Source organism: Streptococcus sp. k-90 (assembly GCF_013277565.1).
Classification (GTDB): Bacteria; Bacillota; Bacilli; order Lactobacillales; family Streptococcaceae; genus Streptococcus.
On sequence record NZ_VMNE01000019.1, the window covers coordinates 1 to 12,419 of the forward strand.

Below are 12,419 nucleotides of genomic sequence, written 5' to 3' on the forward strand. Positions count from 1 at the left end.
CCTGTGACTAGTTTCCTAGTTTGCTCTTTGATTTTCATTGAGTATTAGTTTGTATATGAAGCTGGGAAAATCTTATTAAAAGTAAAAAAAGCTTTAAATCAAACAGTTTAGACTATTGATTTAAAGCTTTTTGCTTATTCCAAATCTTCTGTAGAACCTCACAAAAACGGCTCTATGACTTTTGAGGTATAGTTCAACTATAAGAGATAATAGTCTTTTGGTGGTATTTACACTATATAGAAATCAAAAAGCAACTCGCGCCTATGTCACCTTACATTCAATCTATTACTAACTTTCTTATCTCTATATTCAACCCTACCTAGTTTTTTATTAAGGATTGGAAGCGAGTTCTTTTTGATTTTCTTTCAGCAGACTTCAAGATTTGTCCTATCCAGAGGATATCTTTTCTTCACCCCCACAATGACTAACAAATGGCTTTTCTTTACTCTACAACTGCTTCAGCGATTTCTTCACGACTAATACCAGCGAAGTAGCGTGTAATATCAATTGTTTCTAGTGCTTTAAGGACATCTTCGCGTTCGTATTTCACTCCACGAAGGACATCTTCTACTGCAGCAACGTCTTCGATACCAAAGAAGTCACCATAAATCTTGATGTCTTGGATTTTTGATTCGAGAACATTAGCAAATACTTCCACCTTACCACTAGTGAATTTGGTTCCACGACGGACGTTAAATTCAGGTGATTTACCGTAGTTCCAGTCCCAAGTTCCAAACTTGGTGTCCTTGATACGATTGATTTCAGCCAATTCTTCCTCAGAAAAAACGTATTCTGTCATTTCAGGGTACTCTTTTTTCATGTATTCCAATAGTAAATCACGGAATTCTTCGACAGTGATTTTTTCTGGTAATTCATTGATAATATTGGTTACGCGAGCACGGACGGATTTCACACCTTTTGATTCAAATTTATCCTTTGAAACCTTGAGGGCGTTAGCAAGGACTGACAAATCAACGTCAAAGAGCAAGCAACCATGATGCATGATACGACCATTGATATAGGCTTGGGCATTACCACAGAATTTCTTACCGTCGATTTCTAAGTCATTACGGCCTGTGAACTCAGCTTTAACCCCAAGTTGAGCTAGTGTATTGATAACTGGCGTTGAGAAGCTCTTAAAGTCAAAAGCCTTGTTTTCATCTTCTTTTGAGATGATCGTGTAGTTTAGGTTATTTAAATCGTGGTAAACAGCTCCACCACCGCTGATACGGCGGACCACCTCAATGCCATTTTCGCGAACATAATCCCGGTTGATTTCTTCGATAGTGTTCTGGTGACGACCAACAATGATAGATGGTTTGTTAATCCAAAGCAGGAAGATTTGATCCTCATCCAAAAGGTGTTTAAAGGCATATTCTTCCAAGGCGATATTAAAGGCAGTGTCGTTTGAATGATTGATAATATATTTCATGATATCCCTTTATACGATAGAGACTGGAAAACATCTTTCCAGTCTAATCTATCTTTCTTTTATTTTTTCTTAGGTGAGTGGATGGCCATTCCTAGAACATCCGCAAATGCTTCATACATCACTTCAGAATAGGTTGGGTGTCCGTGGATAGTCTTCAACATTTCTTCTACAGTGATTTCCATTTCGATGATGCTTGACGCTTCATTGATCAACTCTGCAGCTGCAGGGCCAATGATGTGAACACCGAGGATTTCACCATATTTCTTGTCTGCAATGACTTTAACAAATCCTTGAGCAGCATCTGATGCAATGGCACGACCATTAGCAGCAAAGTTGAATTTACCAATTTGGACATCATATTTCTCACGAGCTTGTTCTTCTGTTAAACCAACTGCTGCTACTTCAGGAAGTGTGTAAATAGCTGCAGGAGTCAAGTTCAATTTAGCAACATGGTGATTTCCTTTAAGGGCATTTTCAGCGGCTACTTCACCCATACGGAAGGCTGCGTGAGCCAACATCTTGGTACCATTGATGTCACCTGGTGCATAAATACCAGGAACAGAAGTTTCCATGTACTCGTTAACCTTGATACGACCACGGTCTAACTCGAACTCTACTTCACCAATTCCTTCGAGGTCTGGTACACGACCGATTGAAAGAAGAGCTTTGCTTGCGATAATATCGTCTTTTCCTTCAATCTTGATACGAAGTTTACCATCTTCTTCGATGATTTCTTGCAGTTTAGTACCAGTCAAGATAGTCATACCTTTTCGTTCAAGAATCAAGCGAAGATTCTTAGAAACTTCAGCATCCATAGCTGGCACGATACGGTCCATCATTTCAATAACAGTTACCTTAGAACCAAATGTCATGAAGGCTTGACCGAGTTCAATACCGACAACTCCACCACCGATGATAACAAGGCTTTCTGGAACTTCGTTAATTTCAAGAATGTCGTCACTTGTCATGACAAGTGATGATTCCATACCAGGAACGTTAATCTTGCTGACTTTTGAACCACCAGCAAGGATAATCTTCTTAGTTTCAAGCAATTCTGAACCATTTACCAAGACATTCTTGTCTTTAGTGATGGTTCCAATTCCTTTATGAACAGTAACTCCATAGCTACGAAGAAGTCCTGCAACACCACCAACAAGAGTATTTACAACTTTAGACTTAGTTTCTAAAAGTTTTTCCATATCAACAGTGAAGTTAGGATTTTCAATCACGATACCACGATTTGCAGCATGACCGATGTTTTCGATAATTTCAGCGTTGTGAAGATAGGTCTTAGTTGGGATACAGCCACGGTTCAAGCAGGTTCCACCAAGTTCAGATTTCTCAACAAGGGCAACCTTACCGCCGAGTTGGGCGGCTTTAATGGCTGCAACATAACCAGCAGGACCTCCACCAATCACAACAATATCAAAGGCATCATCGCTCTTACCATCATCATTTGAAGCACTTGCTGCAGGTACTGGGCTAGCTTCTGGCACTGCTGATCCAGCTGTTGGGATGTTTTCCCCTTCTTCTCCAAGGTAACCGATAACTTCCGTTACTGGAACAGTTTCACCATCTCCTTTAAGGATAGCAATCAAGTAACCATCTTCTTCGGCTTCCAATTCCATGCTGACTTTGTCAGTCATGATTTCCAAAAGGATTTCTCCTTCTTTTACAAATTCTCCGACTTTTTTATTCCATTGGACGATTTGTCCTTCTGTCATATCCACGCCGGCTTTTGGCATAATTACTTCTAAGGCCATGTCTTCCTTCCTTTATCTATATCTTAAAAATGAATACTCTTGCTCTTAAATCAACATTGAGATTGGATTTTCAATCAAGGCTTTCAAGTCTTTCATAAACTTAGCACCAGCCATACCATCCACAACACGGTGGTCAATGGTTAATCCTAGACTCATGATTGGGCGAATCACAATCTCACCATTGACGACAACTGGCTTCTCAATTGTCGAACTCACACCAAGGATAGCTGAGTTTGGTTGGTTAATGATAGGACCAAAGGACTGAACGCCAAACATTCCCAAATTACTGATAGTAAATGTTGAATTTTGCAGTTCGCTTGGAGCTAATTTACCATCCAAGGTACGGCCAATGACGTCTTTGAAGGCTACAACCAAATCTGAAAGGCTCATCTTCTCCGCATTGTAAACAACAGGTGTCATCAATCCATTATCCATACCAACTGCCATGGCAAGGTTGACGTAATTATGAGTAATAATTGTCTTGCCATCTTCTGTCAATGAAGCGTTGATGTAAGGGTGTTTCATAAGAGTTTTAACAACTGCAAGTGAAAGAAGGTCTGTTACAGTAGTCTTCTTCCCAGTTGCTTCCATGATTGGCTCCAGAACCTTCTTACGAAGTGCCAACATTTCAGTCATATCAACTTCATAGTTGAGCGTGAAGGTTGGTGCAGTTAGGTAAGATTCAACCATACGTTGGGCAATAACCTTACGCATTGGTGTCATTGGAATACGCTCAATTTCACCGTATGGTGTTACATTATCAGGAACTTCTTCCATTTTTTCGATCTGAGCAGGAGACTTGATGGTATCGTTTTCGATATTTTCAGGAAGCAAGGCCAAAACGTCCTTCTTCATAATCTTACCACGATGACCCGTTCCTTGGATTTCCTGCCAAGCAATATTATGTTCGAGGGCAATTCGTTTTGCAAGTGGCGAAATGCGAACCACGTTTGTGTCTTTATAAGTTTCCACGTCTTCTTTGTGGACACGACCGTTTGCACCTGAGCCAGAAACGTCGTAAAGGTTGATCCCTAAATCATCCGCTAACTTTCTAGCTGCAGGAGTCGCTCTTAGCTTGTCATCAGCCATGACCTCTCCAATTCTATACTAAGATATTAAGGACGAAGAGGGCAATGAAAAAATAGGAGATTGACGATGTGTTCGATGAACACAAGGAAATCTATCTTTTTTTCGCAGACCTCCGTCCGAATTCAATTACATGATACTAAGGGCGTCAAAAGCGACTGAAAAATAGGAAATCAACGCAGACTTCGATGAAGCCAAGGAGATTTATCTTTTTCCGATCTTTTAGCCCGTGTTCAACTCTACAAGCAACTTGGATACAACACGTATCTCAAGTTGCTACGGTTGCCGCTATTAGGCGGTCAACCTAGTAGACTGACTAATTCATTCGTCGAATATTATCGATTCGACTCTCTCATGTCGCAACTCTTTAAATCACTTGGATACAACACGTATCTCAAATTACTACGGTTGCCGCTATCAAGCGGTCAACCTAGTAGACTGACTAAATCTTTCATCGGTTATTATCGAACCAACTCTTCTTGTGATAGGATGCGATGTTTACATAATTTATCTTATGCAATACTATTCTTTGTTATAAGTTTTTCGGATGGCATCTTTGATGCTTTCAACTGTTGGAATCATTGCATTTTCTAGGTTTTGCGCATAAGGCATTGGCACATCTTCTCCTGCGCAACGACGGATTGGTGCATCTAGGTAGTCAAATGCTTCTGACTCTGAAATAATTGCTGAAATCTCTCCGATATAGCCACTTGTTTTATGGGCGTCGTTAACCAGAACAACCTTACCAGTCTTCTTAACTGAGTTTATGATGATATCCTTATCAAGCGGAACAAGGGTACGTGGGTCAACAATCTCAACAGAAATTCCTTCTTCTGCTAATTCTTCAGCAGCTTGAACCACACGACGGAGCATTTTTCCATAAGTAACAACTGTTACATCTGTACCTTCACGTTTGATTTCCCCAACTCCAAGTGGAATCGTGTAGTCTGGATCAACTGGCACTTCCCCTTTTTGGTTAAATTCTGACTTGTACTCAAGAATGATAACAGGGTTGTTATCACGGATAGAAGACTTGAGCAGTCCTTTCATGTCCGCAGGCGTACCTGGTGCCACAACCTTAAGACCAGGAATATGAGTGAACCAAGACTCTAGAGATTGTGAGTGCTGAGCGGCAGAACCTACCCCATTACCAGCTGCGCATCGAACAGTCATTGGAACCTGACCTTTACCACCAAACATGTAACGAGTTTTAGCAGCTTGGTTGACGATATTGTCCATGGCAATAACCGAGAAGTCCATGAAGGTCATATCAACGATTGGACGAAGTCCTGTCATGGCTGCTCCTGCTGCTGCTCCAGAGATGGCAGCTTCAGAAATCGGACAGTCACGAACACGTTCTGGGCCAAATTCTTCAAGCATTCCGACAGAAGTACCGAAGTCTCCTCCAAAGACACCGACATCTTCTCCCATCAAGAACACATTTTCATCGCGACGCATTTCCTCAGACATAGCAAGGATAATGGTGTCACGGAAGGACATTGTTTTTGTTTCCATTTTATCTCTTTCTCCTTAGTCTGCGTAAATATCTTCAAATGCTGATTCAAGCGGTGGGAATGGACTTTCTTCCGCAAATTTAACAGAAGCTTCTACTGCTTCCTTGACTTGCGCTTGAATTTCTTCCAATTCTGTAGCACTTGCAATGTTATTTTCAATAAGATGCTTGCGAAGATTTTCAATTGGGTCTTTTTGTTTCCACAGTTCCACTTCTTCACGTGTACGATATTTACCAGGGTCAGATGATGAGTGACCAAGCCAGCGATAAGTAACACTTTCAATCAAGACAGGCCCATTGCCACCACGAACATGATCTACAGCTTTCTTAAATCCTTCATAAACGTCGATGACATTGTTTCCATCTTCGATGAACATTCCAGGAATTCCATAAGCAGCGCTACGTTGATGGATATGTTCTACGTTGGTCATTTTCTTGATATCCGCAGAGATTCCATAACCGTTGTTAATGCAATAGAAAATGACTGGCAGGTTCCAGATAGAAGCCATATTTACTGCTTCATGGAAAACACCTTCGTTGGTCGCACCATCACCAAAGAAGCAGACAACGATTTTTCCAGTATTTTGCATTTGCTGACTAAGGGCTGCACCAACAGCGATTCCCATACCACCACCTACGATACCATTGGCACCAAGGTTACCAGCATCAAGGTCGGCGATATGCATAGAACCACCTTTACCTTTACAGGTTCCAGTGTATTTACCAAGGATTTCAGCCATCATTCCGTTGAGGTCAATTCCTTTGGCAATAGCTTGTCCGTGACCACGGTGGTTTGATGTGATCAGATCATCTGGGTTGAGAGCTAACATAGCACCCACGTTAGCTGCCTCTTCTCCAACAGAAAAGTGCGTCATTCCTGGCACTTTCCCTTTCTTTACTAATTGCGCAATTTTTAAGTCCATACGACGGATTTCTTCCATTTTACGGAACATTTCTAGCAAAAGATTTTTATCTAAAGTTGACATCTTCTTGCCTTTCTAACTTTCTTCTTACCTTACTATTTTACCGTTTTTGACAAATACTGTCAAAGTTTTTCTAAAAGAAATTTCACAAAATAAAAAAGAAAATCCAATGAGAACAAGGGATTTTCTTATTAAGAATATTTTTTTCACAAACTTTTTTATCTTTTAGATTTTGCTAAAGATTCAAATCTCTTCATAATCACAATTAAACGCCAACGGTAGAGCACCCCGCTCACAATTAGACTAATAATCAATCCGATCCAGTAAGAATAAGCTCCTAAATCTGTTAGGGAATCAAATGCCATAGCAACTGGGATTGCTACTCCCCAATAACCAACCAAACCAAGGTAAAAAGGAATCACTGTATCCTTATAACCCCGCAAAATTCCCTGAAGCGGTGCCGCAAAGGTATCTGCTAGCTGGAAGAAAAGACTATAAGTCAAAAAGCGCGCTGTCAAATCGATAAATTCTGGATCGTTACCATAAAGACTGGCCACATTTCCTCTAAAAATGTAAAGGAAAGATAAGGTGAAGCCTGCAAAAATAAGGGCTGTCCATCTTCCTAGACCAATATAGGTTTTCGCATCATCAAATCGCTTGGCTCCCACTTCATAGGAAACGACAATAGCCATAGCCGATGAGATACTCATAGGAAAGGCGTACATGAGAGTTGAAAAGTTCATAGCTGACTGGTGACTAGCGATAATCAAGGATGAGAACTTAGCCATAATCAAACCAACCACGGAAAAGATAGCTACTTCCGCGAAGACAGTCCCCCCAATAGGCAGACCCAATCGAACTCCTTCCTTGATTTTATCCATATTAAGTGGAATTCGTTTCTCAAGATGTAGGGCTTTGAGCTTCTCCTGTTTAAATAAAACCAGAACAGAAATACCCAGTAAGACCCAGTAGGCCAAAGACGTACCTAAACCAGAGCCAGCACCTCCCAGTTCTGGAACACCAAAGGCTCCGAAAATCAAGAGGTAGTTAAATCCACTGTTCAAGGGAAGCAACAAAAGCATGAGATACATGGACAGCTTGGTCAACCCCAGCGAATCCAGCAAAGAGCGAATGACACTAAAGAGCAACAGGGGGATAATGCCGATAGATAAAAACCAAAGATAACGAACTGCTACTGCCGCCACTGGTGCTTCTAGTCCAAGATGATTCAAGATTAGTGGTGCCAGGAAAATTACCATCCCCAGCAAGACCACAGATAGACCCAAGGCCAGATAAATGAACTGATAAAAATCAGACGCCACTTCTTCCTTTTTGCCTCGACCAAGATGGTGACCAATGATAGGCACCAAGGCTGACACAATTCCTGTTAGGAATGTAAAGAAAGGACTCCAGATACTGGTTGCCATAGACACACCAGCCAAGTCCATGGTATTGTATTGGCCAGTCATAGTCGTATCAACAAAGGAGGCAGAATAATTGGCAAATTGATAAATCAGGATAGGGAAAAATATCTTTAAAAATAAGATAAATTTGTCTTTAAAATGATGAGTCTGGTACATATAGGCTCTCTATTCTTTTTGTTTACAGAGCAGACTCCCACCTAGTTTTGATAGACGATTTGTCCCTTACAGATGGTGTATTTAACCTGCCCTTTTAAGGCTTCACCGATAAATGGTGAATTAGTTGCTTTGGAAGCAAAATGGGAGTCCACAAGGCGGTCAGCCTTAGCGTCAAAAATAGTGATATCTGCTGGACCATTCTCAGCCAAGTAACCTGCTTCAAAGTTATAAAGCTTGGCTGGGTTGTATGTCATCTTTCCGAGTAATTCCATCAAGCTCAACTCCCCAGCTTCCACCAAATAAGTCAATCCGAGGGAAAGAGATGTTTCTAAGCCAGTCATGCCAGATGGTGCTTTGGTAATATCCTCGACGTTTTTCTCATCCGCATGGTGAGGCGCGTGGTCAGTTGCGATAACTGTGATGACGCCTGATTTGAGGCCTTCGATAACGGCACGACGGTCTGATTCCAAACGAAGCGGCGGATTCATCTTAGCATTGCTACCTTGTGTCAATAGGAGTGCTTCGGTCTTGGAGAAATGCTGTGGCGCTACTTCTGCTGTGACTTGCGCACCTAGCCCTTGGGCAAACTCCACTACTTTAACACTTTCTTCCTTTGACAAGTGCTGGATGTGAACATGGGCCTTAGTTGCATAGGCAATCATGACATCACGCGCCATCATAGCGTATTCAGCCACCCCAGTCGCACCGCAGATATGGAAATGCTCTTTAGCAATATTTTCATTAAACCCAAGAATACCGTTCAAACCTGGATCTTCCTCATGAAGACTAATAAAAGTATTAAGCTTTTTGGCTTCTTCCATGGCTTCCTTGACAACTTTACTACTTTCAAGTGGGATACCGTCGTCTGAGAAACCAACCGCACCAGCTGCTAAAAGCGCCTTAAAGTCAGTCAAATCTTGCCCATTAAAGTTTTTAGTAATGGTCGCAACCGTCTTAACATTAATCTTTTCCTTAGCAGCTGAATCCAGAACTTCTTTTAAAGTCTCTACATCCGAGATAGTTGGACTGGTATTAGCCATCATAACAACCGTTGTAAAACCACCTGCAGCGGCTGCAAGGGAACCTGTGTGGATGTCTTCCTTGTGGGTCTGACCAGGTTCACGGAAATGAACATGGATATCAATCAAGCCAGGAGCAACCACAAGACCAGTAGCATCAATGATTTGGGCCCCTTCTTCTTTAATCTCAGGTGCAATTTTGATAATCTTTCCCTCTTCAATCAAAACATCACACACTTGATCCAAACCAGTCTTAGGATCCATTACACGACCATTTTTGATTAGTAGCATCTGCTTTCTCCTCTATTCATAGAAATCAACTTGGGTATCCAACAATTTATCCCCATCATAAACAAACTTGGCTGAAAAGAAGGGTTTATCCTCTAAAAGCCACTTAACAAAGGTATGGTCACCTTCCCAAGTTGGCTTACTCAAAACCTCATCATAGGGAACCCATTCTAGCGTTCCCTCATTACAGTCAATCAAGTCACCCTCAAACTCTGTCACCTTAAAAACATAGGTATACCAGTCTAAATCTGGTGTAAATTCAGGAAAAGTGATGACACCTTTTAGAACTGGCTTGGCTTTGAGTCCTGTTTCTTCGAGGATTTCACGAGCTGCGCATTCCTGAGGCGTCTCTCCTCGCTCTAGCTTACCACCCACACCAATCCATTTCCCTTCATGGACATCATTTGGTTTCTTATTACGGTGGAGCATGAGCAGTTCTTTCCCGTTATCAATGTAGCAAATCGTCGCTAACTGAGGCATATTCTCTCCTTATTCTAAGCCAATCGATTGGCTCTTGTCTTGTCTCTGTTAAGAATGCATTGGCCTTGGAAAAAGGCTTGGAACCCCAAAATCCTCTGTAAACTGACAAAGGACTGGGATGGGCTGATTCGATAACCAAGTGATGAGGATTGGTAACCAAGGCCTTCTTCTTGCGTGCATAAGCTCCCCAGAGTACAAAAACGACTGGTCTATCTAGATGATTGACCACCTGAATCACAGCATCAGTAAAAGGCTCCCATATCTGACCAGCATGACCATTGGCCTGTCCAGCAGGAACCGTCAAGCAAGCATTGAGAAGTAAGACTCCTTGCTCAGCCCAAGACGTCAAATCATGAGATTTCTTAACGCCGATATCGTCTGACAATTCCTTCAAGATATTTTGCAAGGATGGTGGAGCTGGGATAGAGTCAGGTACAGAAAAACTCAAGCCCTGCGCTTGACCTGGTCCGTGATAGGGGTCTTGCCCTAGAATCACCACCTTAACGTCTTCAAGCGGTGTTGTCAAGAGAGCTTGAAAAACCTTTTCCTTTGGCGGATAAACAGTCCCTTGACCATAAACCTGCTCCATAAACTGATTGATTTTCCCGAAATAACCCTCAGGTAATTGCTCCTTAATCAAAGCATGCCAAGACGAGTGTTGCATAGCCGACTCCTTCGTTTTTACTGCCTCTATTATAGCAAAAAGTGGCTATGGAAACCACTTTTTACAGTTTATCTAAACAATCCAGCAATTCTTGATAAGCATGGACTTCGTAAGTTGGCTGGGCTTGTGTGTGATTTTCGAGGTGATGAGGGTTGTACCAGATAGTGTCAATCCCAGCATTATTGCCACCTTGAATATCAGCAGTTAGAGAATCTCCAATCATCAGCGTCTCTTCTTTGCTAAAGCCAGCAATCTGCTGACCGATTTTTTCATAGAAAAGAGCATCAGGCTTTTGTGTTTGCAACTGTTCTGAGATAAAGACTTGATTGAAATAAGGCGCTAGACCAGATTGAGCCAAACGCCCTGTCTGAATGGCAGTAATTCCATTTGTCGCAGCATACAGCTCATAATCTCGCTCGATAAGGCTGTCTAAGAGTTCATGCGCGCCTGAAAAAGTTTGTCCCTGCTGGGCGAGGTAAAATTGGTAACGCTGGGCTAGAAAACTACCATCTTTTTCCTGTCCAAAGTGAGCAAATAAACGAGAAAAGCGCGTGTTAACCAGCTCTTGTTTGCTGATTTTCTTTTGCTCCAAATCCTTCCAGAGAGCCTTGTTCATAGGAACGTAATAGTCTTTGTAGGCTTGGATATCCGCAACTCCTTCTTCTTTTAGAAGTTGCGTCAGAGCCACATCCTCAGAAGCATCAAAATCAAGCAAGGTGTGGTCGAGGTCGAAAAGTAGAAATTTGTAGGACAATTTGAGATTTTCCTTTCTAAGATAAACAACTTTCACATCATTAGGCTGTTTAATGTAAAAACTTAAAAGTAGTATAGTATCACAAAGAATAGTAGTTCCAATTGATTAACTAATCCATACTATTCTAGTCAAGTTTATTTTTATTATAGAAAAATCTTCTATAAATTCGAGCAATGGTTAAAATACATACAAATATGACTCCCAAAATAGATAATACTATTTTCACAAAACTCATTTCCGAACCTATGACATAGATATGAAAAAGAGGGGCTAGTCCTACACATATATACAATAGATAATTTATAAAGTTTATTTCACCAAATCCTGCAAAAAAAAATGTTTCATTTTAAATATCCCAATTTTACCTTTCGTCTTTATAATCCGCTAACAACTCTATTGACTTCTCTTTTTTTGAAAAATCTTGACAGCAAATTTACTCCACTTAATGCTACTAAGACTTCAATGGGTAAAAAATAGTAATCCCATATCAAATGAGAAATCAGCAATGTTAGAAATAGTATACAGTCAATATAACTATTCTGAAAATACTCTGTAATTACATAATACAGAAACACCACAAACATCAAAATTAAAATAAGCATCATAATACTATCATCCTGTTCTTAATTTATTGTCACTTTTTCCATCCCATTCCATTCATCAATAGCATTAAAAAATCCAATCAATAAATGATTACCTACTCACTAATACTATTCTAAAATTTAATTTTTTGGGGGATTTAGTAACGCAATTCCAATTAGCAATACACCTAATATAAATAAAAGTATTTCCCAAAATTTATTCTCAGTTTTAATAAAAGGTATAAGATACATACTAACCAATATGGAACTTACTCCTAAAAGAGCAAATATTAGTCTAACTTTATCACTTAGTCGAATCATCTTCTATCCTCATAA

At 40.7% G+C, this 12,419-nt stretch carries 12 protein-coding genes; all 12 read right to left on the bottom strand.

The features are described 5' to 3' along the window. Positions 1–442: 442 nt before the first annotated feature. Entirely contained in the window at positions 443–1,432 is a 990-nt protein-coding gene (locus tag HT734_RS06160) for a lipoate--protein ligase (RefSeq protein ID WP_061759091.1), read from the bottom strand. A gap of 59 nt (positions 1,433–1,491) precedes the next feature. Next, the gene (gene lpdA, locus HT734_RS06165; RefSeq protein ID WP_140832617.1) at positions 1,492–3,195 is read right to left on the bottom strand and encodes a dihydrolipoyl dehydrogenase; all 1,704 of its coding nucleotides are present in this window, start codon (positions 3,193–3,195) and stop codon (positions 1,492–1,494) included. Between the two features lie 45 nt (positions 3,196–3,240). Further along, complete coding sequence (locus tag HT734_RS06170) at positions 3,241–4,284, bottom strand: dihydrolipoamide acetyltransferase (RefSeq protein ID WP_140832615.1); 1,044 nt, start codon at positions 4,282–4,284, stop codon at positions 3,241–3,243. A 519-nt stretch (positions 4,285–4,803) separates the two neighbouring features. After that, positions 4,804–5,796: an alpha-ketoacid dehydrogenase subunit beta gene (locus tag HT734_RS06175; protein WP_000448714.1), complete on the bottom strand. Its 993-nt coding sequence runs from the start codon at positions 5,794–5,796 to the stop codon at positions 4,804–4,806. A 15-nt stretch (positions 5,797–5,811) separates the two neighbouring features. Beyond that, positions 5,812–6,780: a thiamine pyrophosphate-dependent dehydrogenase E1 component subunit alpha gene (locus tag HT734_RS06180; protein ID WP_173277774.1), complete on the bottom strand. Its 969-nt coding sequence runs from the start codon at positions 6,778–6,780 to the stop codon at positions 5,812–5,814. Positions 6,781–6,935: 155 nt separating this feature from the next. Continuing rightward, a complete protein-coding gene (locus tag HT734_RS06185; protein ID WP_173277771.1) occupies positions 6,936–8,297 on the bottom strand; it encodes an MATE family efflux transporter in 1,362 nt (453 codons plus the stop codon). 41 nt (positions 8,298–8,338) lie between these two features. Further along, positions 8,339–9,607, bottom strand: coding sequence for a dihydroorotase (locus HT734_RS06190; protein WP_173277769.1), 1,269 nt, complete (start codon positions 9,605–9,607; stop codon positions 8,339–8,341). Between the two features lie 12 nt (positions 9,608–9,619). Beyond that, entirely contained in the window at positions 9,620–10,084 is a 465-nt protein-coding gene (locus HT734_RS06195; RefSeq protein WP_001135771.1) for an 8-oxo-dGTP diphosphatase, read from the bottom strand. Continuing rightward, positions 10,053–10,748 (bottom strand): uracil-DNA glycosylase, encoded by a 696-nt coding sequence (locus HT734_RS06200; RefSeq protein WP_173277767.1) that lies wholly within the window; start codon positions 10,746–10,748, stop codon positions 10,053–10,055. Before HT734_RS06200 ends, HT734_RS06195 begins: the two co-directional genes overlap by 32 nt. A 61-nt stretch (positions 10,749–10,809) precedes the next feature. After that, on the bottom strand, positions 10,810–11,502 hold the full coding sequence (locus tag HT734_RS06205) for a YjjG family noncanonical pyrimidine nucleotidase (RefSeq protein ID WP_173277766.1): 693 nt from the start codon (positions 11,500–11,502) through the stop codon (positions 10,810–10,812). A gap of 124 nt (positions 11,503–11,626) precedes the next feature. Next, the gene (locus tag HT734_RS09640) at positions 11,627–11,815 is read right to left on the bottom strand and encodes a hypothetical protein (RefSeq protein WP_345889923.1); all 189 of its coding nucleotides are present in this window, start codon (positions 11,813–11,815) and stop codon (positions 11,627–11,629) included. A gap of 61 nt (positions 11,816–11,876) precedes the next feature. Beyond that, positions 11,877–12,107 (bottom strand): hypothetical protein, encoded by a 231-nt coding sequence (locus HT734_RS09485; RefSeq protein ID WP_240151633.1) that lies wholly within the window; start codon positions 12,105–12,107, stop codon positions 11,877–11,879. Positions 12,108–12,419 lie beyond the last annotated feature (312 nt).